This is a genomic window from Streptomyces sp. NBC_00094 (assembly GCF_026343125.1).
Taxonomy (GTDB): domain Bacteria; phylum Actinomycetota; class Actinomycetes; order Streptomycetales; family Streptomycetaceae; genus Streptomyces.
The window spans coordinates 1,250,835-1,274,393 of the sequence record NZ_JAPEMB010000001.1; the positions used below are offsets into that span (position 1 = coordinate 1,250,835).

Genomic DNA, 23,559 nt, shown 5'->3' on the forward strand with positions numbered 1-23,559 from the left:
CGGCTACGCGTGGAACGGGAGGCCCGCGTCGGCGGCGAGCTCCAGGTCGTCGCCCTCGGGCGGCGGGAGGAGGGTCGCCGAGCCGTCGCTGACGGGCACGACACCGAGTTCGAGGAGCTCGGCCATCGCCGCGGAGCCGGCCATGTCGCGGACCTGGAGCTGGTAGCGGGCGGTGGTGCGGTAGGAGCCGCCGCCCTCGTCGCCGGTGCGCTGGAGGAAGCCGGAGTCGGTGAGGAAGGCGGCCGCCTTGCCGACGATGCCGGTGGTGGATCCGGCGAGGCGGCGGGCGTCCTTGGTGGCGCCGGTGGCGCTGCGGCGGGCGTACGTCCGCCAGGCGGCCTCCAGGCCGGGGGCGTCGGACGCCGGGTCGGTGTTCTCGCCCTGCTCCTCGGCCCGCTGCTCCAGACGCAGACAGGCCTGACGTACGAAGGCGTCGACACCGTTGACGGTGAGGCGGCCGATGTAGCCGTCGTCGGCGAGGTCCTCGGGGCGGGGGAAGGCCATGGCGGCGACGGCGAGGTGGGCCAGGCCGTGCAGGAACCGGTCGGCGGAGTCCGTCGAGGCGCGGCGGGCGTAGTCGCCCATCCGGACGGCGAAGACGGAGTCCTCGCCGGCGGTGACGGCCATCCCCGCGCGCGGGGAGACCTCCAGGACGACGAGGCCGAGGCCGGTGGCGACGGCGTCGGCGACGCGCGCGAAGGCGGAGTCCTCGCGGTAGCGGCGGAGCAACTCCGTGTACTCGGCGTCCCGGGCCGGGAGCAGCTTGGGCTGGAGCCCGAAGGAGACGAGCCGGGCCGCGTCGGCCGCGTCCGCGGGGGTGACGGCCGACGGGGAGGCCGGGGTGGGGGCGGGGGCCGCCTGGGGGTGCGGGGGCTCCTGCTCGCTCCACGCGTCGGCGTACTCGGCGTGGGTTTCGCTCACGGCTGGGGCTCCTCGGTACGGCTCTCGGTCGGTACGTCTCGGGTGACGGGGCGCGGCAGGGGCAGCGGGACGGGCGTGACGGCCGCCGGTGCGGAGGCCGGGCGGCGGGACGGCGTGGGCGGCTCGGCCGTGAGCCGCACGGCGCGCACGGTCGGGACGCTCCTGCGCCGGGACGCGGCGTCGGCGCGGTGCGGCTCCCCCGCCGGTACGGCTCCGAGCCGGGGCCGGGTACCGGCCGGCAGACGGGACTCGTCCCGGGCCTCGGTACGGGGGCCGGAGGGCGGGTCCACCTGCACGGCGCGCACGCGCGGACCGGATTCCTGGTCGGAGCGGGCGGCGATTCCGGGCCTGGCGGGCGCGGGTGCGGGCGCGGGCTCGGGCTCGGGCTCGGGTGCGGGCTCGGGTGCGGGCTCGGGTGCGAGTGCGAGTGCGAGTGCGAGTGCGGGCTCGGGCTCGGCTGCGAGTGCGGGTGCCGGCTCCTGCTCCACCTCCAGCTCGGGCGCGAGCTCAGGTACCGGTACCGGCTCGGACTCAGCCTCACGTACCGGCTCGGACTCGGTCCGAGGTGCCGGCTCCGTCTGTGCCTCCGGCTGCGGCCCCGTCCGCGGCGCCGCCGTCTCCGGCCTCGGGCCGGGTACGGCGGTGGCGCCGGTCGGTCCGTCACACGGGGTCGGATCCGCGGCGGCGGGGGCGATCGGGGTGAGGGTCACGTGGCCTCCGAGCGGTCGGCGGCCATGCCTGCCGCGTCGAGCAGAGCCGTACCCACGATGAGGTCGGCGCCACCGAATTCGGGGTCGTCCAGAGGGGTGCCGTCGTCGACGGCGAAGAGGAGACGCTCCTCGCCCTGGCGGTAGGCCGTGCCGACCGGGGGGCTCGCCGCGTGCACGGCGAGCAGCGCGACGAGGTAGGGCAGGTCGTCGTCGAGGAGGCGGGCCTCGGCCAGCAGACCGGAAAGCCGGCGCGGGGCGTCGTGCTCCAGGTCGAGCAGGCGCATGGCGCTCGCGAGCTGCTCCTCGCTGAAGCGGGAGTCGTCGGGGGTGGCGATGAGGTCCGGCTCGGGCATCTCCGCGCCGAGGTGCTCACGCTCGACGGGCGGGGTGAGGAGCAGGTCGACGAGGTCGCCGAGGCGGACGGAGGCGGGGGTGCGCAGTCCGGTGCCGTGGGCGAAGAAGGCGTCGGTGACCTTGGTGGCGTCCTCGACGGCGAGCGGCAGGATCGGGGCGACGAGCTGCCCGTACAGGTCGAGACCGGTGTACGCGGTGGGGGCGGCGAAGGCCTGCCGGTCCTGCTCGGCGCGGAAGAGCGGTCCCGCCTCCAGGAGGCGGGACTGGAGCTGGGTGTGGCGCCGGATGCAGTCCTTGACGATGTCGACGAGCTCGGCGGCGCGGCGCTTGTGCTCATGGTCCTCGGCCTCGTCGCGGGCCTTGCGGATGTTGGTGAGGATCGCGTTCTCGTGGCGGTAGCGGTCGGCCACGTGGTCGAGCGCCTCGTCGATCATGTCCGGGACCGCCTGGAGCCAGTCCACCGCGCGGACGTTGCGCCGGGTGGCCTCCAGGGTCTTGCGGAGGGTCTCGGCGTACTGCACGGTCCGGTACCGCGCCTGCTCCGCGGCGAGCTGGGCGTCGGCGAGGCGGCCCCGGCTGATGAGGACCTCCAGCTTCACCTCGGCGGCGATCTGGGCGCTCGTGACGTCGGTGTCGAGGGCGCCGACGAGGACGTTGACCGCTTCGTCGGTGGTACGGAGGTAGACGCCGCCCCCGTAGCCCGGGACCTCTTCGATGAGCTTGAAGTCGTAGTCCCTGCGGACGTAGACCCCGTCGGTGCCGAAGGTGCCGTAGACGGCGCGGAAGCCGCGGTCGACGCTGCCGACGTTGATCAGGTTCTCCAGCACCCAGCGGGCCACGCGCTCGTGCTCGGCGGCGGGGCGGCCCGGGGCCTGGGCGGCGACGCGGGGCAGCAGCCGGGCGACGATCTGCTCGTGATCGGCGCCGGTGTCGAAGTCCATGTTGAGTGTGACGAGGTCGATCGCGGAGAGGGCCACCTCGGCCATCGCGTAGACCGTGTACTCGCCGGCCAGGTTCGCCTTGCGCGCGTCGAGGTCGTGCAGCGGGGCGGTGCACGCGAGCGCGCGGAGGCGCCGCGCGAGCCCTTCGTCGGCGGCCGGGCCCTGCGCGGGCCGCGGCGCCGCGCTGAGCTGGGGCGGAGCGAGGTCCGTCGAGGCAGGCGAAGTCACGGTGGACAGATTAGGTCCTCGAACTGACAACGGTCGAAACGGCGCAGATGCGACCGGACCCGGGAAGGCCGCCGCACCGGGACCTCAGGGGCCCGTCGACTCGTCCACGGCCTGGGCGTAGGCGGCGCCGACCCGGGTGCGGGAGTCGTCGAGGTAGCGGGCGAGGAGCCGCTCCGCCGAGGCCCGCTCACCGGCGCGCAGGGCGTCCAGGATCTCCTGGTTCCGCAGGAGGTAGGGCTCGTGCAGGGCGCGCGCGTCGTCCACGACGTGGAAGGCGAGGCGGAGTTCGGCGAGGACGCCGCGCATCAGCTCGTCCGTCCGCGCGCTGCCCGCGAGGGCGACGAGTTCGCGGTGGAAGTGGATGTTGGCCGTGGAGACGCCCGTCCAGTCCTCCGCCCCGGCCGCGGCCTCGCCCTCCGCGACGGCGGCCGCGAGGCCGTCCAGGGCGAAGGGCGGCTGCCCCAGACCCCGTACGACGGCGCATTCGACGAGTCGCCGGGTGCGGTAGATGTCGTCCACGTCACCCACGGCGAGGACCCGGACGAAGACCCCGCGGTTGAGTTCGTGGACGAGCAGCCGCTCGTGGGTGAGCAGCCGGAAGGCCTCGCGGAGTGTGTTGCGGGACACACCGAGGGCGCCGCCGATGCTCTCCTCGGAGAGGCGGACGCCGGGTGGGAAGTACCCCTCCGCGATCCGGGTCCGCAGGATGTCCGCGACCCGTTCCGCCGTGCTCGTACGCCCGAGCAGCGCGCGGTCGTCCGCCAGGCCTCCGGCCGCCTCGCTCACGTCCACAGCGCCTCTCCTCTTTCCGTGCCCTCCGTCGTCCGCGGCCGAGTCAACCGCAGAAGCGGGGGAAGCGACAACACGTCTCTTGTCGGATCGTTGAACAATCCCCTACGTTGACGGCACCGCACGGTCGCTCGGCATGTCTCCCGCACGTCTGCCGCGCGTCCCCCCGCACTTCCTCGAAGCGACGACAGGCACCCCGTACGACCCGGTGGGAAAGGAAGCACCCCATGACCTTGGCCTCGATCGACCTCAACGCCGACCTCGGCGAGGGCTTCGGCCGCTGGACGTTGACCGACGACGAGCAACTGCTCTCCGTCGTCACCAGTGCCAACGTGGCCTGCGGCTTCCACGCCGGGGACGCGGCCACCATGCGGCGCGTCTGCGAGCTGGCGGCCGCACGCGGGGTACGGATCGGGGCCCAGGTGTCCTATCGGGACCTGGCCGGCTTCGGACGGCGTGCCATGGACGTCCCGGCGGCGGAGCTGGCCGCCGAAGTGGCGTACCAGATCGGCGCCCTGGAGGTCTTCGCCCGGGCGGCGGGCTCGCGCGTCGCGTACGTGAAGCCGCACGGCGCGCTCTACAACCGGGTGGTCCGGGACGAGGAGCAGGCGACGGCGGTCGTCGAGGGCGTGCTGCTCGCCGACCGGTCGCTGCCCATCCTGGGGCTGCCGGGGTCCCGGCTGCACGAAGCCGCGGCGGAGGCCGGCCTTCCGGTCGTCCCCGAGGCCTTCGGGGACCGGGCCTACCGGGCGGACGGCTCCCTTCTGCCGCGGGGGCAGGAAGGGGCCGTCGTCAGTGATCCGGCCGAGGTCGTGGAGCGCTCGGTCGCCCTGGCCCGGTTCGGGGCGGTCACGGCGCACTGCGGGAGTTCCGTCGCCGTACGGGCCCGGTCGCTGTGCCTGCACGGGGACACCCCGGGCGCGGTGGGCCTCGCCCGCCGGGTCCGGGAACGCCTGGAGGCCTCCGGCGTCCGCGTGGAGGCCTTCGCGTGAGCGTGCGGACGCTGCGCGTGGGCGAGCGGGCGCTCTTGGTGGAGCTGGGTGGCGGCGCGGAGACGGAGGCCTTCCACGCGGAGCTGCTGCGGCGGCGGGCGGCGGGTGCCCTCCCCGCCGTACGGGAGATCGTGCCGGCGGCGCGGACGGTGCTGCTCGACGGGGTGGCGGACCCCGACCGGCTCGCGGCCGAGCTGGCCGCGTGGGAGGTCGGCCCGCTCCACGCGCGCGTGGGCGCGACGGTGGAGGTGCCGGTCCGGTACGACGGGCCCGACCTGGCGGAGGTCGCCGGGCTGTGGGGGGTGTCCGTCGAGGAGGCGGTACGCGTCCACACGGCGACCGAGTTCCGGGTCGCCTTCTGCGGGTTCGCGCCCGGCTTCGGCTATCTGACCGGTCTCGGCGAGCGGTACGAGGTGCCGCGCCGGGCCACCCCGCGCACCGCCGTCCCCGCGGGGTCCGTCGCCCTCGCCGGGCCGTACACGGGCGTGTACCCGCGCTCCTCGCCCGGCGGCTGGCAGGTGATCGGTACGACGGACGTGGCGCTGTGGGACGCCGGCCGGGAGCCCGCCGCGCTGTTCGCGCCCGGTACCCGGGTCCGGTTCACCGTGGACGGCGGACCGGCGGAGGGCGGGCGATGACCGACCGTGCCGTCGCCGTGGTGCGTGCCGGGGCGCTGACCACCGTGCAGGACCTGGGGCGCCCGGGGTACGCGCATCTCGGCGTGCCCCGCTCCGGCGCCCTCGACCCGGGGGCCGTACGGCTCCTCAACCGGCTCGTCGGCAATTCCGGCGGCGCCGGGGTCCCGGAGGGGGCGGCGGTCCTGGAGACCACCCTCGACGGATGCGCGCTGCGGCCCCGGTGCGCGGTCACCGTCTCCGTGGGCGGGGCGCCCTGCCCGGTCCGGGTGGACGGGCGCCCGGCGGCCTGGGGGACGGTGATCCGGGTCGGGGCCGGATCCCTCCTGGAGGTCGGCGCGGCCGTCCGCGGGCTGCGCTCGTACGTGGCGTTCGGCGGCGGGATCGCGGTGGAACCGGTCCTCGGCAGCCGCTCCACCGACCTGCTGTCCGGGCTCGGTCCGGCGCCGCTGTCGGAGGGCGCGGTGCTGCCGCTGGGAGCGGAGACGGCCGTACGGGGACCGGTCGACGCTCCCCCGTGGCCGGGTCCGCCGGACGAACTCGTCCTGCGGGTCCGCATGGGCCCCCGCGACGACTGGTTCACCGCCGGGGCGCTGCGCACGCTCTCCACGCGCGCGTACCGGGTGTCGTCGGCGAGCAACCGGATCGGGCTGCGGCTCGAAGGACCGGCCCTGGAGCGGGCCCTGCCGGGCGAGTTGGCGAGCGAGGGCATGGTCCTGGGCGCGGTCCAGGTACCGCCGGACGGGCGCCCGGTGGTCTTCCTCGCGGACCATCCCACGACCGGGGGCTACCCGGTGGTCGCGGTGGTCCGGGAGGCCGATCTGTGCGCGGCGGCGCAGGCCGTGCCGGGGACACCGGTGCGGTTCGTGCCGGTGCGCTGAGCGGGGGCCGCCGGGCCCCGGCGATGACCCGTCGGACAGGCCCTAGGTGGCCGGTGGCGGGCCGTAGCCTCCGCCGCCCGGGGTGCGGACGACCAGGACGTCGTCGGGGGCCATCTCGGTCGTGGCGGCGCCTCCGAGGTGCTCCACGGTGCCGTCGGCGCGTTCCACGAGGTTCTCGCCGAGGGCGCCCGGTTCGCCGCCGGCCATCCCGTACGGCGGGATCCGACGGTGACCGGTGAGGAGGGTCACCGTCATCGGCTCCAGGAACCGGATGCGCCGCTCCACGCCGTGGCCGCCGTGCCACCGGCCGCGCCCGCCGCCGTCCTCCCGTACCGCGAAGGCGTCGACCCGGACCGGGTGGCGCCACTCCAGGATCTCGGGGTCGGTGAGCCGGGAGTTGGTCATGTGGGTCTGGACGGCGTCGGCGCCGTCGAAGCCGTCACCTGCGCCCGAACCGCTCGCGACCGTCTCGTAGTACTGCACGCGCGCGTTGCCGAAGGTGACGTTGTTCATGGTGCCGGAGCCCTCGGCCTGGACGCCGAGTGCCGCGTACAGCGCGCCCGTGACGGCCTGGGAGGTCTCGACGTTCCCCGCGACGGTGGCCGCCGGGTGGACGGGCGCGAGCATGGAGCCGGGCGGGACGCGGACCTCCAGGGGTTCCAGGCAGCCGCTGTTGAGCGGGATGTCCTCGTCGACGAGGGTGCGGAAGACGTACAGGACGGCGGCCATGACGACGGACGTGGGCGCGTTGGCGTTCCCGTCCAGCTGAGGTGAGGTGCCGGTGAAGTCGACGACGGCGGAGCGCCGTTCGCGGTCGACGCGGACCGCGACCCGGATGACCGCGCCGCCGTCGGTCTCGTAGCGGCAGGTGCCGTCGTCGAGGCGCTCGACGATCCGGCGCACGGACTCCTCGGCGTTGGCGCGGACGTGCCGCATGTAGGCCTGGACGACGTCGAGCCCGAACTCGTCGACCGTCCTGCGCAGTTCCTCGATGCCCTTCTCGTTGGCGGCGATCTGGGCGCGCAGGTCGGCGAGGTTGGTGTCGGGGTCGCGGGAGGGGTGGCGGGCGCCGGTGAGCAGGTCCCGGGTCTCGGCCTCGCGCAGCCGTCCGTCCCGGACGAGCAGCCAGTTGTCGAAGAGGACGCCCTCCTCCTCGATGGTGCGGCTGAAGGCGGGCATGGAGCCTGGGGTGATGCCGCCGATCTCGGCGTGGTGGCCGCGGGAGGCCACCAGGAAGCGGAGTTCGCGTCCTGGACCGGCGGTGCGGCCCGTGCCGCCGCCCGTGCCTCCCTGGCCGCCCTCGTCGCTCTCGTCGCTCTCGTCGCTCTCGTCGCCGAAGACCGGGGTCACGACGGTGACGTCGGGCAGATGGGTGCCGCCGTGGAACGGGTCGTTGATCGCGACCACGTCCCCTGGCCGCAGGTCGTCCCCGCGCCGCCGCAGCACCTCCTTGATGGACTCGCCCATGGAGCCGAGGTGGACGGGGATGTGGGGCGCGTTGGCGATGAGGTTGCCCTCGGCGTCGAAGAGCGCGCAGGAGAAGTCGAGGCGTTCCTTGATGTTGACCGAGTGGGCGGTGTTCTCCAGGCGGACGCCCATCTGCTCGGCGATGGCCATGAAGAGGTTGTTGAAGACCTCCAGGAGGACGGGGTCCACGTCCGTCCCTGCGGCCACGCGCACGGGCCGTGGGGTGACCCGGTGCAGGAGGAGGTGTCCTCCGTCGGTCGCGGTGGCCCGCCAGCCGGTGTCGACGACGGTCGTGGCGTCGTCCTCGGCGAGGAGGGCCGGCCCGTCGACGGTGTCGCCCGGCCGCAGGTCCTCGCGCCGGTGCAGCGGGGTGTCGTGGGGCATGCCTCCGCTGTGCATCCGGACGGTCGCCCGGGGCGTGAGGGGGCCCGTCCGCTCGCCGGTGTCGACGCGGACCGGTCCGTGCGGGCCCGCGCGGCCGACGGCCTCCACGGAGACGGTCTCGACGACGAGCGGCTTCTCCATGGTGAACGCGTACCGCGCCCGATGGACGGCTGTGAATGCTGTTTTCATCGATTCCGCCGGGGCGAGGTCGACGGGAAGGCTCGCGTCGGTCCCCGCGTACCGCAGGAACACGCGCGCGTTGGTGGCGATCGCCTCGTCAGGCAGCCCGTCGGCGCGCAACTCCTCTCGGGTCCGTTCGGCCAGTTCGGCGCAGAGGTCCGTCACGCGCGCGAGGGCACCGGGGGCGTCGAGCTCGGCCTCGACGGACCGCTCCCGCATCGCGGTGGCGTCGGCGAGACCGATGCCGTACGCGGAGAGCACGCCGGCCAGCGGGGGTACGAGGACGGTGTCGACGCCCAGGGCGTCGGCGACGGCGCAGGCGTGCTGGCCGCCGGCGCCGCCGAAGCTGGTGAGGGCGTACCGGGTGACGTCGTGGCCGCGCTGGACGGAGATCTTCTTCACGGCGTTGGCCATGTTGAGGACGGCGATCTCCAGGAAGCCCGCGGCGACCTCCTCCGGGGTCCGGCCCCCGCCGATCTCCTCGGCGAGGGCAGTGAACCGCTCCCGTACGACCTCGGTGTCCAGGGGCAGGTCGCCGGTCTCGCCGAACACGGCGGGGAAGTGGGCGGGCTGGACGCGGCCGAGCATCACGTTGGCGTCCGTGACGGTGAGTGGGCCGCCGCGGCGGTAACAGGCGGGGCCGGGGACGGCGCCCGCCGAGTCGGGGCCCACGCGGTAGCGGCGGCCGTCGTAGTGGAGGACGGAGCCGCCGCCCGCCGCGACGGTGTGGATGCTCATCATGGGTGCCCGCATCCGTACCCCGGCGACCTGTGTACCGAGTTCACGCTCGAATTCGCCGGCGTAGTGCGACACGTCCGTGGACGTACCGCCCATGTCGAAGCCGATGACACGGTCGTGTCCGGCCTGCGCCGAGGTGCGGGCCATGCCGACGACACCGCCTGCGGGTCCGGACAGGACGGCGTCCTTGCCGCGGAAGTGGGCCGCCTCGCGCAGGCCGCCGTTGGACTGCATGAACATGAGGCGGATTCCGGCGAGCTCGCGGGCGACCTCGTCGACGTACCGGCGCAGGATCGGCGAGAGGTAGGCGTCGACGACGGTGGTGTCCCCGCGCGGGATCAGCTTGATGAGCGGGCTGACCTCGTGCGAGCAGCTGACCTGGGTGAAACCGGCGGCGCGGGCGGCCTCGGCGATCCGGGTCTCGTGGGCGGGGTGGCGGTAGCCGTGCAGCAGGACGACGGCGACGGAGCGGAACCCGTCACGATGGGCGGCGGCGAGGGCCTCGGCGACGACGGCCCCGTCCAGGGGGCGGACGACGTGGCCGTGGGCGTCGACGCGCTCCGGGACCTCGATCACGCGCGCGTACACCGCCTCGGGCAGCACGATGTGCCGGTCGAAGAGCCGGGGCCGGTTCTGGTAGGCGATGCGCAGCGCGTCGCGGAAGCCCTCGGTGACGAGGAGGACGGTCGGTTCGCCGCGTCGCTCCAGGAGGGCGTTGGTGGCGACGGTGGTGCCCATCTTGACGACGGCGATCCGGTCGGCGGGCACCGGTTCGCCGGGGTCGAGGCCGAGGAGCGCCCGGATGCCGGCCACGGCGGCGTCCTGGTCGCGGGCGGGGTCGTGCGAGAGCATCTTGCGGGTGACGAGCCGTCCGTCGGGCCGCCGTCCGACGACGTCGGTGAAGGTGCCGCCCCGGTCGATCCAGAACTCCCAGCGCCCGTTCATCCCCCCATTGTCGCCGTGAGCGCGGCCGCGAGGGCGGCGTCCGCGCGCGCGTCGAGGGGTGCGGTGCCGGTGCCGTCGGCCCAGTGGCGCAGTTCGGCGCCGGCGAGCAGGAGGAGCTGCGGGAGCAGGTCGCGGCTGCGGCGCAGGACCCATCCGGTGCCCGCGGTGGCCAGCCAGAGCAGGGCCTCCGACCGGGTCGGCGGCGGCTGTACGGGCTCCCGCGCGGGCGGTGCGCCGTGGGCGAGCCCCCGGGCGGCGAGGAGCCGGTGGAAGTCGGCGGCGACGGCACGGTGACCACGCTCTCCCGGGTGGAGCCGGTCGGCGCTCCACAGGCCACGGTCCTCGGTCCAGCGGTCGTCGGCGAGGTGCAGATGAACCGCGCCGTACCGGTCGGACAGGGCGTGGACGACGGTGTTGACGGAGCGCTGGCGGCGGGCGAGCGGGCGGGCCAGGGGCGGCGGCAGGCCGAGCATCCGCCCGGGGTCGGGCAGACAGGCGGTCAGGAGTACGGCTCCGGTGGCGTCGAGGTCCGTGAGGACCCGGTCGAGGCGGTGGGCGAGGAGCCGGATGTCGAAGGTGTGGCGCAGGGTGTCGTTGACCCCGACGACGACGGAGGCGAGGTGCGGCCGGAAGGCGAGGGCCCTGGGTGTCTGCCGGTCGGCGACGTCCCGGCTGAGGGCGCCGGCGACGGCGAGGTTCAGGAGCGCCGTCCCGCGCCCCTCGGCCGCGAGCCCGTCGGCGAGCAGCGGCGCCCACCCGCGCCAGGCGCCGGCGACCCGGTCGCCGACGCCCTCGCTGAACGAGTCGCCGAGCACGGCGAACCGGAGGGGGCCGGTTCCGTCGGCCCCTTTCGGGGGAGCCGCCCGCTCCGGGGACTCCCTTGTCATCGACGCGCCTCCTCGGGACGGGACGGAACGGCCTGCGCCTGCGCCTGCGCCTGCGCCTGCGCCTGCGCCTGCGCCTGCGCCTGCGCCTGCGACGGAACCGACGGCCAGGGATCGGGACACGGCTCCGGCCCCTCGACGGGCGACGGCAGCGCGTCGTGGGCGTGCAGGAAGGCCGCGACCGACCGGTCCCACGCGAAACCCTCCGCACGCGCGCGTGCCGCCGCGCGGCGGCACGCCTCGGGAACGGCCAGCACCCCCCGTACCGCCTCCGCGAAGGCCCCCGGGGTGTCGGCGGCAACGGCCCCGGCGGCCCCGACGACCTCCGGGAGCGCGGAGGAGGCGCTGACGACGACCGGGGTCCCGCAGGCGAGGGCCTCCAGGGCCGAGAGGCCGAAGGTCTCCGCCGGCCCCGGGGCGAGGCACACGTCGGCTGCCGCCTGGAGGTCCGCCAGGGCCTCCCGGTCGGCGACGTGCCCGAGGAACCGCACCGGGAGCCGCCGCTCGCGCGCCCGTCGCTCCAGGGCGCCCCGCAGGGGCCCGTCCCCCGCGACGACCAGCGCCGCCCGGACCCCGGCGGCCCGCAGCTCCGCGAGGGCGTCCAGGGCCGTACCGGGCCGCTTCTCGACGGAGAGGCGCGAGCACAGCACCAGGAGGACCCGCTCCCCGTCCGCGTACCGGGCGCGCAGCACGGTGCTGCGGCGGCCGGGTCTGCAGCGGTCCAGGTCGACGCCGAGCGGAGCCCGTACGACGTTGCGGGCACCGATCCGTACGAACTCGCGCTCCGCCCATTCCGTGGTGCAGACGATCCGGGCGAAGGCCCAGGCCGTCCGGCGGTTCAGCCGGTCCGCGGTACGGGCCGCGAGCGCGCCCGGAACGCCCCAGGTGCGCAGCACCCCGTCCGCCGTCTCGTGGGAGACCATCACCGACGGCACGCGGGCGCGGCGGGCCCACTCCCCCGTCCAGCGCAGGGTCGTGCGGTCCGAGACCTCGATCCGGTCGGGGGCGAGCTCGTCGAGGAGGCGGCGGACCCTGCCCCGGTCGGCGAGGACCCGGTAGCCGCCGGTCCCGGGCAGGACGGGACCCGGCAGGGTCACGACCCGGCCCTGCTCGGTGAGATGGTCGCTCGCGACGTCGCCGGGGACGACGAGGACGGGTTCGTGCCCGGCGGCGAGGTAGCCGCGGCCGAGCTGGTCGAGCGCGGTGCGCAGACCGCCGGAGGTGGGGGTCACGAAGTTGGCGAGCCGCACGATCCGCAGTCCGCCGCCCGCGGTCCTTCCCCGGGCGGTACGGGCGCCGTTCACGCGGCGACCGCCGTCCGGTCGCCCAGGACCTCCCGGTAGTGGCCGATCAGCTCGTCGCCGAGCGCCTCCCAGGTGCGGCCCTCGACGGCGGCCCGGCCGGCCAGGCCGTAGGCGGCGCGGACGTCCGGGGCGGCGGCGAGCCAGGCGACGGCCTCCCGCAGCGCGTCCGGGTCGCCGGGCGGTACGAGGAGCCCGGTGCGCCCGTGATCGACCAGGTCCAGGGGTCCGCCGGCGGCCGGGGCGATCACCGGGACCGCGCTCGCCATGGCCTCCTGGACCGTCTGGCAGAAGGTCTCGTGCGGACCGGTGTGGACGAAGAGGTCGAGCGAGGCGAAGATCCGGGCCAGGTCGTCACCGGTGCGCCGGCCCAGGAACCGGGTCTCCGGGAGGGCGGCGCGCAGCGCGGGCTCGCTGGGCCCGTCGCCGACGACCACGGTCCGGACGCCGGGCAGCCCGCGGACCCCGGCGAGCAGGTCCACGCGCTTCTCCGGCGCGAGGCGGCCTATGTAGCCGACGAGGAGCTCGCCGGCGGGGGCGAGTGCGCGGCGCAGGCCGGCGTCGCGCAGGTCGGGGCGGAAGCGGACGGTGTCCACGCCGCGCCCCCAGAGCCGGACGCGGCCGATGCCGTGGGCCTCCAGGTCACGTACGGCGGCGGAGGACGGGGCGAGGGTGCGGTCGGCGGCGCCGTGGACGGCGCGGAGCCGGCGCCAGGCGGCGCCCTCGCCGGTTCCGACGTACGTACGGGCGTAGCCGGCGAGGTCCGTCTGGTAGACGGCGACGGCGGGGATGCCGAGCCGGGCGGCGGCCGTCATCCCGCGCACCCCGAGGACGAACGGTCCGGCGAGGTGGACGAGGTCGGCGCGGTGCGCGGCGATGGCGGCGGCGACCCGGCGGCTGGGCAGGGCGACCCGTACCTGGGGATAGCCGGGCAGTGGCAGGGAGGGCACCCGGACGACGGCGCAGGGTGCGTCGGCGTCCGCGGCCGGGTCGGCGACGGCGGGGGCGATGACGAGCGGGGCGTGGCCCCGGCGGACGAGGTGGCGCGCGGTCTGCAGGGCGCAGTGCGCCACACCGTTGACATCGGGAGGGAAGGACTCTGTGACGATGACGACACGCATACGGGTGTTGTCGTCGTGCTTGGCGTGTACCCGCCGACGTCGATCTGGACGGCGGGGGAACGTCCCATGAGCGTTTCGCCGCGGGGACGGGCCGGCCGCCCGGGCGGGCGGTCGATCTGCCGGTCGCCGGGCCGGCCACCGGGTCGGCCACCGGAGGCACCCGTCCGGGCCACCGGACGCCCGGGGCGGGGCCACGATCGGCGGGATCACCGCCGCAGGCCGCGCCGCCCCGGGGTCCGGGCAGTGGTCGGAACGGGCCGTCAGACCTGGGGAGGGGTCAGATCTGGGGCCGGTTCAGACCTGCAGGTCCGGGCCTATCCGGTTGCGCACCGCCGTCTGGACCTCGGCTTCCTCGGCCGGATCGGCGGCGAGTCGGCGGAGGCGGTCGGCGACCCGTACGTCGCCCGTCTCGGCGTGCAGGGCAGCCACCTCGCGGGTGGTCTCCTCGCAGTCCCAGAGGCATTCGACCGCGAACCCGGTCGCGAAGGTGGCGTCGGTGGCCGCGAGGGCGCGGGCCACGCGGCCGCGCAGCTGGGAGGAGGACGTCTCGCGATAGACGTGCCGGAGCACGGGGGCGGCGCAGGCGATGCCGAGGCGGCCCGCTCCGTCGACGAGGACGGCGAGCTCCGGGGCGTCGGGGCCCGCGGCGCGGACGGTCCCGCGCAGGGCTCCGAGGACGAGGCCGGCGTCCTCGGCCGTGCCGCGGCCCGCGAGGACCTCGGCGGCGGCCGTGCCGAGCTCGTCGGTGCGCCGGACCCACGCGCGGGCGCGGGCGACCGCGTCCTCGCCGCACATGCGCCGGTAGGCGGCGACGGCCGCCTCGGCGACCGCACGGGAGGCGCCGTCGGCGGCGGCCTCCACGAGGTCGAGGACGGCGGGGTCCCGTGATTCGGCGAGGTGGTGGAGGGCGGCGCCGCGCGCCCCCTCCGAGCCGTTGCGGGCGGCGGCGAGGATCTCGGGGCGGTCCTCGGGGCCGGCGACGGCGGTCAGGCAGCGGGCGGCGGGACCGTACAACACGGCTCCGCGCTCGTACCCCTCCTGTGCCCAGTCGAGGACGGCCCGCACGCTCCAGCCGGGACGGGGCCCGGCGGGTCGCATCTGGCGCTGCCAGCGGTCGAAGGAGCCCTGTTCCTGGGCGGCCCTGACCCGGGCGCCGACGGCGTCCCGCTGGTCCTCGGCCCACAGCCGCCACGGCCGGGGCTCGAAGGCGTCGCGCACGACGCTCGCCAGCTCGGCGTCGCCCGCCGGGTCGGCCGGGAAACGGGCCAGCACGGGGAGGGCGAGCCCGCGGAGTCCGGCGTCGTCGTCACGGAGGGCCAGCTCGTCCAGGGCCCAGGCCCAGTTCGTGCCGGTCGCCGCGTAGCGCCGGAGCAGGAGCAGGGCGTCCTGGCGTCCGTAGGAGGCGAGGTGCCCGAGGACGGCGAGCGCGAGCCCGGTCCTGGACTCCTCGGTGTCGAGACGGTCCTCGGCACCGAAGAGATGCGCCTCGAGCACGTCCAGACCTCCGTGGAGGTCCAGGTAGAGACGGGCGTAGTAGAGGGAGCGGTTCTCGACGTGCCAGTCGTGGCGGGGGTCGTCGAGGACGCAGTGGTTGAGGGCCGCGAGGGCCTCGGCACGTGGCGCGGCGAGCGCGTGCAGGGTGCCGTCGCCGCGGCCCCTCTGCAGCAGACCGAGCAGGGTGCCGCTCGGCGCTATGACTGGTTCGAACATGGAAGACGCCTCACATCAAGCTGTCGACACGACCGGGGGAGACCGGGATGACCCGGGTCAGGCGATACATCTCTGTACGCCTAGGCCGTGCGGCAACATGTCGGGCCGCTTGTCGTCCTGCGCTTGCCAGTGACCATCTTCCTCTGCCTCTCGTCGGTGGCCCGGTCCACCGGGCCCGACGTCATGATGACCCACCCATTTCGCCACCGCGACCACATTTACGACCCTGCTCTCACCTGGGGTTCAGTGCCCGTTCACCGGGCGCTGAAGAGCTCCAGGAGATCGGTCTTGCCGAACATGCGGGCGGTGTCGACGGCGGACGGAGTCCCGGACTCCGGATTTGCGCCGCCGGCGAGCAGAGCGCGGATCACGGCGTCCTCGCCCTTGAAGACGGCGCCCGCGAGCGGGGTCTGGCCGCGGTCGTTTGCGCGGTCGGCGTCGGCACCGCGCTCCAGGAGGGCCGAGACCGCGGCGGCGTGGCCGTGGTAGGCGGCGAGCATGACGAGGGAGTCGCCCTTGTCGTTGGTGAGGTTCGCGGGGACGCCCGCGTCGACGTAGGCGGCCAGGGCCTCGGCGTCCCCCGTGCGCGCGAGGTCGAAGACCTTGGACGCCAGCTCGATGACCTCGGGGTCCGGAGTCTCGCTCATCGGGTGGGACCGCCTTTCTCCTGCAGTGTCGGCCTGCGCACGACAAGCGCGGCCGTACGAGTGAATCGACAGGGTACTGCCCGTTCGGTGACATGACCGCGCCCCACTGAGGCAAAGATCACCGCACCACGCCCTCGCTAGCGCACCGCGGGATTTTCGCCACCCGGCGGAGCATCCGCACTGCGCCGATCCAGTGAAATCATCCGAATTTCACCCCAATGCACCTTTAGTCACATAGATACTTGCTGTGAACCTGGAAGGACTCATGGTGACTGTCCCCTCAACCAGGAGAACACCAAATGATCCTGTCCATCTCAGGCGTGGTCCTGCTCGGCATCATCTGCTTCCTGTTCTTCAAGAAGGACGGGATGAAGGCCTCGCACGCCCTCGTCAGCGCGCTGTTCGGCTTCTACCTCGCAGGCACGGCCATCGCCCCGAGCATCACGGCGGGCGGGCAGAGCCTCGCCGGTCTCCTGGGCGGAATCAAGTTCTGACGCCCCCCAGAAAGTGCCTTGCCCCTTCCATGAAACCTGGAGTACGACGTGGCCCGGCGACCACTCCCCCGCATTCTGAGCAGCGGCAGCGCGCAGATCGCTCGTAGCCGAGAGATCGCGCGCACGGCCGCCGACAGCGCCACCGACGTGCTCCATCCGCTGATCACGGTCTCCCGTGGTCTGCGGAAGCTGGCCGCGACCGCGCGCGCCAGGTGGGCCGCGACCCCCAAGGAGCGGCGCGGTCCCACGCTGCTCCTGGTCGCGGCCTGCGTCCTGGTCGTCGCCCTCGTGCCGTACGGGCCGCTGCTCGCGCTCGTCACGCTCATGGGCGCCGCCGCATGGAAGGGGCGCGAACGCCCGGTCGTGAAGACCGGGCCCGACGACGCGGAGATCGCGCGGCTCAAGGGCCTGTACGAGGCCCTCGTGCCGTACCTCTCCGTCCCCGAAGACCCCTCTCCGCTCTTCTCCCACGGCGGCGACTGGAGCGGCGCCTTCGGGGAGTACGCCTTCGACGAGGACGGGCGGCTGACCCGGCTGAGGATCGCGTACCCCCCGTACTTCACCGACGGCGAGCCCGCCGCGCGCGCCCGGATCGAGCAGCTGCTGCACGCCAAGTCGGGGCGCGGCCGCGAGTACCTCTTCGACTGGGACGAGGAGGGCAACCGGCTCGTCATGCGTGTGCTGCCCGCCCTGTCCACCGCCATCGCCGCCCAGCGCTTCGTCACCGTGCCGGGCGAGACCGTGCTCGGCTTCACCGACGGGGACGCCGTGCAGCGGACCGTGCCCGTGGTCGCCGCGGACGGTACGGAGGACGCCCCCGCCGTGGTCTGGCGCACCGGCCCCCGTTCCACCGAGCCGCACCTGCTGGCCGTGGGCCAGCCGGGCAGCGGCACCACCTCCCTGCTGCGCTCGATCGCGCTCCAGGCCCTGCCGCACGGCGACGTCCTGATCGTCGAGGGCGGCGGCACCGGCGAGTACGCCTGCCTGACCGGCCGCGCCGGGGTCCTCGCCGTCGAGTGCGGGCTCTCCGGCGCCCTGGCCAGTCTGGAGTGGGCGGCGCACGAGACGGAGCGGCGGCTCATCGCGGCCAACCGCGCCCGGCAGGCGGGGCACCCCGCGCCGGAGGACACCCGTCGGCCGCTGTGGATCCTGCTCGACCGGCCGAGCATCCTCGGTCACCTGGCCGCCGCCGACGGCCGTCCCGACCCGCAGGAGCTGCTCCAGGTGCCGCTGCGGCACGGGCGCGCGGCGCAGGTCACGGTGGTGGTGGCCGAGCAGTTCGACAGCACGGACACACTGAGCGAGACGGTACGGACCCACACCCGCGCGCGGATCGTGCTCGGCCCCGCCACGCCCGGGCAGATCGAGTCGGTCCTCGGCGTCGCCCCGCACACCACGCCGACGCCCCAGGTGCCGCAGGGCCGCGGATACGCGCGCCTCGGTACGGGCCCGGTCCTGCGGCTCCAGGTGCCGGCGACGCCCGACCCGTACGACGACGCGACGAGCGAGGCGCACCGCCAGGCGGTGCTGGAGCTCCTCCCGGAGCGCCGCTCGGTGACGGCGGCCGCGGTCGAGACGGTCCCGGGCTCGGCCCCCGACCCGACCCCCGCGCCCCGCCACGCGCCGGACCCGGCTCCGGCGGCGCCCCGCCACGATCCCGACTCGGCCCCCGCGGTGCCGCTCTACGAGCCCGACTCCACCCTGGCCGCCCGCTACGAGAGCGACCCCGCTCCCCGTCTGGAGGCGGAGCCGGGCCCGGTGCCACGCCACGCCCCGGTGGCGGCCGAGGGCTGAGCACGGGCCGAAGGTCGAGGACGAGCCGAGGATCCCTCCCCAGGGCTCATCGCACCCGCCACGGCCCAGAGCCCAGAGCCGAGCACCGAACGTCGAACGTCGGAGCGCGCCGCCGAAACGCCGAGAGGCCGGTACGGACCCCTGGTCCGTACCGGCCTCTCGGCGTGCGGCTCGACTCACGCCACGAACGACCGGGGCGGTTCCACTCCCCCGCCCACGCCGGACTCGACCAGGCGGGCCGCGGCGGCCAGCCGGACGGCCGCCTCGTCGGCGACCGGCCCACCGACCGTGAAGGGCAGCCGGATGAAGCCCTCGAAGGCGCCGTCCACACCGAACCGCGGGCCCGACGGGACCCGGACGCCGACGCGTTCGCCCGCCTCGGCGAGCCGGGAGCCGGAGAGCCCGCCGGTACGGACCCAGAGCGTCAGTCCACCGCGCGGCACCGAGAACTCCCACTCCGGCAGCTCCCTGCGGATCGCGGCGACGATCGCGTCCCTGTTCCCGCGCGCCTGCTCGCGCCGGAGGCGCACGGCCTCCTCCCAGCCGCCGGTCCCCATCAGCCAGTTCACCCCGAGCTGTTCGAGCACGGGGGTGCCGAGGTCCGCGTACGCGCGCGCGGCCACCAGGGAACGGATCACATCGGGCGCGGCCCGGACCCAGCCGATCCGCATCCCCGCCCAGAAGGCCTTGCTGGCCGAGCCGACCGTGAGGACCGTCGAGCCCGCCGGGTCGAAGGAACAGACCGGCCGGGGCATCTCCAGGTCGTCGTCGAGGTGGAGCTCGGTCATGGTCTCGTCGACGACGAGGACCGTGCCGGCCGAGCGGGCGGCCTCCACGAGCTGCCGCCGCTGGTCCTCGTCGGCCAGGGCGCCGGTCGGGTTGTGGAAGTCGGCGACGACGTACGCGAGGCGGGGCGCCGCGTCCCGCAGCACCTGGCGCCAGCGGCCCATGTCCCAGCTGCCGAGGCCCTCGGACATGGCGACGGGCACGAGCCGGGCCCCGGCCTCCCGCATGAGCTGGAGGATGTTGGCATACGAGGGGGACTCGACGGCGATGCGCTCGCCGCGTCCGGCGAAGAGGTGGCAGATGGCGTCGATGGCGCCCATGGCACCGGTCGTCACCATGATCTGCTCGGGCATGGTGGGGATGCCGCGCGCGGTGTAGCGGTCGGCGAGCATCTGCCGCAGCGCGGGCAGCCCGGCCGGGTAGTCCCCGTGCGTGTGGGCGTACGGAGGCAGCTCCTCCAGGGCGCCCTGGACGCCCCGGGTGAGCCAGGGCTCGGGCGCGGGCAGCGCCGCGCAGCCGAGGTCGATCATCGAGCCGAGGGCCTCCGGCGGCAGCGGTTCGAGGCCACGGGCGGGCAGCGGGTTCCCGGCGGGTACGGCGGTCCAGCTGCCGGCCCCGCGCCGCGATTCCAGGAAGCCCTCGCCGCGCAGTGCCTCGTAGGCGGCGGCCACGGTCGTCCGGCTGACGTTCAGGGCGACGGCGAGCTCCCGCTCGGCGGGCAGGCGCGCGGCGACGGGGACGCGGCCCTCCAGGACGAGCAGACGGATGCCGTCGGCGAGGGCGCGGTAGGCGGGCGGCTTGCGGGCACCGGGCCCGGCGGGCCTGGGCTGCTGCGCCTGGAGCTGCCGGGCGAGCTGGGCCGGCCCCACCGCCGAAGTCCACTGAGCCATCGAAATCAGTCCACCTTCATCGAATTGGCCATGGTTGGCACCCGATCCCCCGCCACAGAGTGTCATGAGCCAGTCCACTACCACCACCCTGGGGGCAGTCCTTTGTCCATCGCCTCCGGCCTCCACGGCCGGCACCTCACCCGTCGGCTCGTCCAGCTCTACGTCGGACTGACGCTGTACGGGGTCAGCTCGGCGCTCCTTGTGCGCAGCGGGCTCGGCCTGGAGCCCTGGGGGGTCCTCCACCAGGGTCTCGCCGAGAAGACCGGGCTGACCATCGGGGTGGTGTCGATCGTCGTCGGGGCGGCGGTGCTGCTCCTGTGGATCCCGATCCGGCAGCGGCCCGGCCTGGGCACCGTCTCCAACGTCTTCGCGATCGGCCTGGCGATGGACGGCACCCTGGCCCTGGTCCCCGACGTCCACGGTCCGGCCGGGCAGGTCCCCCTCCTCGTGCTCGGCATCGTCCTCAACGGTGTCGCGACCGGCCTCTACATCGCGGCGCGGTTCGGCCCCGGTCCGCGCGACGGGCTGATGACCGGTCTGCACCGGCTCACCGGACGGTCGATCCGGCTGGTGCGGACGGCGATCGAGGTGGCCGTCGTCGCGACCGGCTTCGTCCTCGGGGGTTCGGTCGGCGTCGGCACGGTCCTGTACGCGCTGGCGATCGGGCCGCTCGCCCAGTACTTCCTGCGCTGGTTCGCCGTCCCGGAGGCGGAGCCCGCCCGCCCCGAGGTCGCCCCGGGGCCCGAGGCCGGTCTCCCCGAGGTCGCCCGCGCGACACCGGAACAGGCCATACTGCGCCCGTGACTCACGTACGCCACCCTTATCTCGACCACCCCTCCCCTCTCGCGTTCGCCCATCGCGGCGGCACGGCGAACGGCCTGGAGAACACCGCGGCCGCCTTCCGCCGGGCCTCCGCGGAGGGCTACCGCTATTTCGAGACCGACGTCCACACGACGGCGGACGGGGTGCTCGTCGCCTTCCACGACGCGACCCTCGACCGGGTGACGGACGGCTCGGGCCGCATCCGCGACCTGCCGTGGGAAGCCGTGCGCGAGGCGCGGGTGGCCGGCCAGGAGCCGCTGCCGCTCTTCGCCGACCTCCTGGAGGAGTTCCCGGAGGCCCGCTGGAACGTGGACCTCAAGACCGAGTCGGCCCTGCTTCCCCTGGTGGACCTGGTCCGCAGGACCGGCGCCTGGGACCGGGTCTGCGTGAGCTCCTTCACCGAGGCCCGGGTGGCGCGGGCCCAGCGTCTCGCCGGTCCGCGGCTCGCCACCTCGTACGGCGTGCGGGGCATCGTCGGCCTGCGGCTGCGCTCGCTGGGCATCCCGGCGGCGCTGCGGGCGGGCGCGGTGGCGGCGCAGGTTCCGGAGCGCCAGGGCGGGATCCCGATCGTCGACCGGCGCTTCGTCCGGGCGGCGCACGCGCGCGGGCTCCAGGTGCACGTGTGGACGGTGAACGATCCGGCCCGGATGAACTCTCTCCTGGACCTGGGCGTGGATGGCATCATGACCGATCATCTGGAGACGCTGCGCTCGGTGCTGACCGAGCGGGGTGCGTGGGTCTGAGCGCGTGCCCGGGCGGCGCGGGACGGATCACGGGGACGAACGAGGGGGCGCGGCCTTGACCGCAGACACCACCGAACCGGAGGAGTACGCCGCCGGTCCCGCCGAACGGCGGCGTGAACAGCACGGCTGGTACTTCTACGACTTCGCGTGCTCCGTGTACTCGACGAGCGTCGTGACCGTGTTCCTCGGCCCGTACCTGACCTCGGTGGCTCGGGCGGCGGCCGACGCCGAGGGGTTCGTGCACCCGCTCGGCATACCCGTGCGGGCCGGCTCGCTCTTCGCGTACGCCGTGTCCGCCTCGATCGTCGTCGCGGTACTGGTGATGCCGCTGGTGGGCGCGGTGGCGGACCGTACGGGACGGAAGAAGCCCCTGCTCGCGGCGGCGGCGTACCTGGGGGCGACGGCGACGGCGGGGATGTTCTTCCTCGAGGGCGACCGCTACCTCCTCGGCGCCTTCCTGCTGATCGTGGCGAACGCCTCGCTGTCGGTCTCGATGGTGCTCTACAACGCCTATCTGCCCCAGATCGCGGAACCGGACGAGCGGGACGCGGTCTCCTCGCGCGGCTGGGCCTTCGGCTACACCTCCGGCGCGATCGTCCTCGTACTGAACCTGGTCCTGTACTCGGGGCACGACTCCTTCGGCCTCACGGAGGGCGAGGCGATCCGGATCTGCCTCGCCTCGGCCGGTGTGTGGTGGGGTGCCTTCACCCTCGTACCGCTGCGGCGGCTGCGGGACCGGCACGTGCGGGCGGACGGGCGGGAGAAGACGGACGGGGGTGCGGTCGGCAGCGGCTGGAAGCAGCTGCGGGCGACCCTCAAGGACATGCGCAGGCATCCGCTGACGCTGTCGTTCCTGCTCGCCTATCTGGTCTACAACGACGGCGTACAGACGGTGATCTCCCAGGCCTCGGTGTACGGCTCGGAGGAGCTGGGCCTCGATCAGACGACCCTCATCACGGCGGTGCTGCTGGTCCAGGTGCTCGCGGTGGCGGGCGCCCTCGGCATGGGGCGACTCGCCCGGTCGTACGGCGCCAAGCGGACGATTCTCGCCTCGCTCGCGGTCTGGACGCTGATCCTGGTGGCGGGCTACTTCCTGCCCGGCGACGCGCCCGTGTTCTTCTACTGTCTGGCGGCCGCGATCGGCCTGGTCCTGGGCGGGAGCCAGGCCCTGTCCCGTTCGCTCTTCTCCCACCTGGTGCCGCGCGGCAAGGAGGCGGAGTACTTCTCGGCCTACGAGATGAGCGATCGGGGACTGAGCTGGCTGGGTCCACTTGTGTTCGGTCTCGCGTATCAGCTGACCGGAAGCTATCGGGATGCCATCATCTCTCTCGTGATCTTCTTCGCTGTCGGTTTTGCCCTGCTCGCCCGGGTCCCGGTGCGACGCGCGGTGGAGGAAGCGGGAAACCCGCTACCGGAGCGTATTTAGACGCGGAAGTGAAAGGCCGGTAGTGTACGCCTTTGGCCTGCCAGGCGGACCGTTACTGCGTGCTGCTTTGGTGAAGACAGTGAGTCACATCTGACGTTAGGTGTGACAAAACGGGCACTGGTGGGTACAACAAGGGGCGGCACGACGGGCGACGCATGACCCGGCACGGGAATCTTTACCGCCGACCGGACGTTGACCGGATAACGACGACAGCGACACCTGTCCTGTGGGCGACAAGCCCGGGAGGCACGATTCATGAGTGAGCGAGCTCTTCGCGGCACGCGCCTCGTGGTGACCAGCTACGAGACCGACCGCGGCATCGATCTGGCCCCGCGCCAGGCGGTGGAGTACGCATGCGAGAAGGGACATCGCTTTGAGATGCCCTTCTCGGTTGAGGCAGAAATTCCGCCCGAGTGGGAGTGCAAGGTCTGCGGAATCCAGGCACTCCTGGTTGACGGGGACGGACCTGAGGAGAAGAAGGGCAAGCCTGCGCGTACGCACTGGGACATGCTCATGGAGCGGCGCACCCGCGAGGAGCTGGAGGAAGTCCTTGCCGAAAGGCTGGCCGTCCTGCGTTCCGGCGCCATGAACATCGCCGTGCATCCGCGCGACAGCCGCAAGTCCGCCTAGCGGACAGCCGGACGAACAACGCCGCGGGGCCCGGTACACGATTCGTGTACCGGGCCCCGCGGCGTTTCCGCGTACCCCGCGGCGTGTCCCGCGTACCCCCGAAGGGATACGCGGGACACGCATGGCTCCGAAGGGGCACGCGGGTG

20 protein-coding genes are annotated in these 23,559 nt (G+C 74.3%); 9 read left to right on the top strand and 11 right to left on the bottom strand.

Annotation, left to right across the window (positions count from 1 at the left end):
- Nucleotides 1–3: 3 nt before the first annotated feature.
- The 4 genes from OG580_RS05270 to OG580_RS05285 form a co-directional block, all read right to left on the bottom strand.
- Nucleotides 4–921 (bottom strand): hypothetical protein, encoded by a 918-nt coding sequence (locus OG580_RS05270; protein WP_267042468.1) that lies wholly within the window; start codon nucleotides 919–921, stop codon nucleotides 4–6.
- Nucleotides 918–1,631 carry a hypothetical protein gene (locus OG580_RS05275; RefSeq protein ID WP_267042469.1) on the bottom strand — a complete coding sequence of 238 codons (714 nt, stop codon included), beginning with the start codon at nucleotides 1,629–1,631 and terminating at the stop codon, nucleotides 918–920. Before OG580_RS05275 ends, OG580_RS05270 begins: the two co-directional genes overlap by 4 nt.
- The gene (locus OG580_RS05280) at nucleotides 1,628–3,154 is read right to left on the bottom strand and encodes a hypothetical protein (RefSeq protein WP_267042470.1); all 1,527 of its coding nucleotides are present in this window, start codon (nucleotides 3,152–3,154) and stop codon (nucleotides 1,628–1,630) included. The genes OG580_RS05275 and OG580_RS05280 overlap by 4 nt, the downstream gene beginning before the upstream one ends.
- An 84-nt stretch (nucleotides 3,155–3,238) precedes the next feature.
- The gene (locus OG580_RS05285; RefSeq protein WP_267047904.1) at nucleotides 3,239–3,940 is read right to left on the bottom strand and encodes a GntR family transcriptional regulator; all 702 of its coding nucleotides are present in this window, start codon (nucleotides 3,938–3,940) and stop codon (nucleotides 3,239–3,241) included.
- A 230-nt stretch (nucleotides 3,941–4,170) separates the two neighbouring features.
- Between OG580_RS05285 and OG580_RS05290 the strand changes: the two genes are divergently transcribed.
- Genes OG580_RS05290 through OG580_RS05300 form a run of 3 tightly spaced genes read left to right on the top strand, consistent with a single transcriptional unit; the run spans nucleotide 4,171 to nucleotide 6,451 of the window.
- A complete protein-coding gene (locus OG580_RS05290) occupies nucleotides 4,171–4,935 on the top strand; it encodes a LamB/YcsF family protein (protein WP_267042471.1) in 765 nt (254 codons plus the stop codon).
- Nucleotides 4,932–5,573 (top strand): allophanate hydrolase subunit 1, encoded by a 642-nt coding sequence (locus OG580_RS05295; RefSeq protein WP_267042472.1) that lies wholly within the window; start codon nucleotides 4,932–4,934, stop codon nucleotides 5,571–5,573. The genes OG580_RS05290 and OG580_RS05295 overlap by 4 nt, the downstream gene beginning before the upstream one ends.
- Nucleotides 5,570–6,451: a biotin-dependent carboxyltransferase family protein gene (locus tag OG580_RS05300; RefSeq protein WP_267042473.1), complete on the top strand. Its 882-nt coding sequence runs from the start codon at nucleotides 5,570–5,572 to the stop codon at nucleotides 6,449–6,451. The genes OG580_RS05295 and OG580_RS05300 overlap by 4 nt, the downstream gene beginning before the upstream one ends.
- 42 nt (nucleotides 6,452–6,493) lie before the next feature.
- Here OG580_RS05300 and OG580_RS05305 read toward each other — a convergent pair whose 3' ends face one another.
- The 6 genes from OG580_RS05305 to OG580_RS05330 all read right to left on the bottom strand — a co-directional run bounded on the left by OG580_RS05305 (nucleotide 6,494) and on the right by OG580_RS05330 (nucleotide 15,828).
- Entirely contained in the window at nucleotides 6,494–10,165 is a 3,672-nt protein-coding gene (locus tag OG580_RS05305) for a hydantoinase B/oxoprolinase family protein (protein WP_267042474.1), read from the bottom strand.
- Nucleotides 10,162–11,052 carry an SGNH/GDSL hydrolase family protein gene (locus tag OG580_RS05310; RefSeq protein WP_267042475.1) on the bottom strand — a complete coding sequence of 297 codons (891 nt, stop codon included), beginning with the start codon at nucleotides 11,050–11,052 and terminating at the stop codon, nucleotides 10,162–10,164. Before OG580_RS05310 ends, OG580_RS05305 begins: the two co-directional genes overlap by 4 nt.
- On the bottom strand, nucleotides 11,049–12,353 hold the full coding sequence (locus OG580_RS05315; protein WP_267042476.1) for a glycosyltransferase: 1,305 nt from the start codon (nucleotides 12,351–12,353) through the stop codon (nucleotides 11,049–11,051). The genes OG580_RS05310 and OG580_RS05315 overlap by 4 nt, the downstream gene beginning before the upstream one ends.
- Nucleotides 12,350–13,471 carry a glycosyltransferase family 1 protein gene (locus OG580_RS05320; protein ID WP_267042477.1) on the bottom strand — a complete coding sequence of 374 codons (1,122 nt, stop codon included), beginning with the start codon at nucleotides 13,469–13,471 and terminating at the stop codon, nucleotides 12,350–12,352. The genes OG580_RS05315 and OG580_RS05320 overlap by 4 nt, the downstream gene beginning before the upstream one ends.
- A gap of 294 nt (nucleotides 13,472–13,765) precedes the next feature.
- Nucleotides 13,766–15,181 carry a HEAT repeat domain-containing protein gene (locus OG580_RS05325; protein WP_267042478.1) on the bottom strand — a complete coding sequence of 472 codons (1,416 nt, stop codon included), beginning with the start codon at nucleotides 15,179–15,181 and terminating at the stop codon, nucleotides 13,766–13,768.
- Nucleotides 15,182–15,435: 254 nt separating this feature from the next.
- A complete protein-coding gene (locus OG580_RS05330) occupies nucleotides 15,436–15,828 on the bottom strand; it encodes an ankyrin repeat domain-containing protein (protein WP_267042479.1) in 393 nt (130 codons plus the stop codon).
- A gap of 299 nt (nucleotides 15,829–16,127) precedes the next feature.
- Here OG580_RS05330 and OG580_RS05335 point away from each other — a divergent pair, with 299 nt between their 5' ends.
- Nucleotides 16,128–16,322, top strand: a complete 195-nt coding sequence (locus OG580_RS05335; protein WP_015032212.1) for a hypothetical protein — start codon at nucleotides 16,128–16,130, stop codon at nucleotides 16,320–16,322.
- A gap of 48 nt (nucleotides 16,323–16,370) precedes the next feature.
- Nucleotides 16,371–18,116, top strand: coding sequence for a hypothetical protein (locus OG580_RS05340; RefSeq protein WP_267042480.1), 1,746 nt, complete (start codon nucleotides 16,371–16,373; stop codon nucleotides 18,114–18,116).
- A 176-nt stretch (nucleotides 18,117–18,292) separates the two neighbouring features.
- Here OG580_RS05340 and OG580_RS05345 read toward each other — a convergent pair whose 3' ends face one another.
- A complete protein-coding gene (locus OG580_RS05345) occupies nucleotides 18,293–19,792 on the bottom strand; it encodes a PLP-dependent aminotransferase family protein (RefSeq protein WP_267042481.1) in 1,500 nt (499 codons plus the stop codon).
- Nucleotides 19,793–19,894: 102 nt separating this feature from the next.
- On the opposite strand from OG580_RS05345, the gene OG580_RS05350 reads away from it, so the two are divergent.
- From OG580_RS05350 to OG580_RS05365, 4 genes are all read left to right on the top strand, one after another.
- A complete protein-coding gene (locus OG580_RS05350) occupies nucleotides 19,895–20,596 on the top strand; it encodes a YitT family protein (RefSeq protein ID WP_267042482.1) in 702 nt (233 codons plus the stop codon).
- On the top strand, nucleotides 20,593–21,357 hold the full coding sequence (locus tag OG580_RS05355; protein ID WP_267042483.1) for a glycerophosphodiester phosphodiesterase: 765 nt from the start codon (nucleotides 20,593–20,595) through the stop codon (nucleotides 21,355–21,357). Before OG580_RS05350 ends, OG580_RS05355 begins: the two co-directional genes overlap by 4 nt.
- Before the next feature lie 55 nt (nucleotides 21,358–21,412).
- Nucleotides 21,413–22,783, top strand: coding sequence for an MFS transporter (locus OG580_RS05360; protein ID WP_267042484.1), 1,371 nt, complete (start codon nucleotides 21,413–21,415; stop codon nucleotides 22,781–22,783).
- A gap of 255 nt (nucleotides 22,784–23,038) precedes the next feature.
- On the top strand, nucleotides 23,039–23,413 hold the full coding sequence (locus OG580_RS05365) for an RNA polymerase-binding protein RbpA (RefSeq protein ID WP_015032218.1): 375 nt from the start codon (nucleotides 23,039–23,041) through the stop codon (nucleotides 23,411–23,413).
- Nucleotides 23,414–23,559: the final 146 nt, after the last annotated feature.

Excerpts from the sequence above, each read along its gene's own strand:
- OG580_RS05365 (WP_015032218.1), top strand. The coding sequence starts at position 23,039 with ATGAGTGAGCGAGCTCTTCGCGGCACGCGCCTCGTGGTGACCAGCTAC.
- OG580_RS05290 (WP_267042471.1), top strand. The coding sequence starts at position 4,171 with ATGACCTTGGCCTCGATCGACCTCAACGCCGACCTCGGCGAGGGCTTC.
- OG580_RS05345 (WP_267042481.1), bottom strand. The coding sequence starts at position 19,792 with ATGGCTCAGTGGACTTCGGCGGTGGGGCCGGCCCAGCTCGCCCGGCAG.
- OG580_RS05325 (WP_267042478.1), bottom strand. The coding sequence starts at position 15,181 with ATGTTCGAACCAGTCATAGCGCCGAGCGGCACCCTGCTCGGTCTGCTG.
- OG580_RS05300 (WP_267042473.1), top strand. The coding sequence starts at position 5,570 with ATGACCGACCGTGCCGTCGCCGTGGTGCGTGCCGGGGCGCTGACCACC.
- OG580_RS05335 (WP_015032212.1), top strand. The coding sequence starts at position 16,128 with ATGATCCTGTCCATCTCAGGCGTGGTCCTGCTCGGCATCATCTGCTTC.
- OG580_RS05305 (WP_267042474.1), bottom strand. The coding sequence starts at position 10,165 with ATGAACGGGCGCTGGGAGTTCTGGATCGACCGGGGCGGCACCTTCACC.
- OG580_RS05330 (WP_267042479.1), bottom strand. The coding sequence starts at position 15,828 with ATGAGCGAGACTCCGGACCCCGAGGTCATCGAGCTGGCGTCCAAGGTC.
- OG580_RS05310 (WP_267042475.1), bottom strand. The coding sequence starts at position 11,052 with ATGACAAGGGAGTCCCCGGAGCGGGCGGCTCCCCCGAAAGGGGCCGAC.
- OG580_RS05320 (WP_267042477.1), bottom strand. The coding sequence starts at position 13,471 with ATGCGTGTCGTCATCGTCACAGAGTCCTTCCCTCCCGATGTCAACGGT.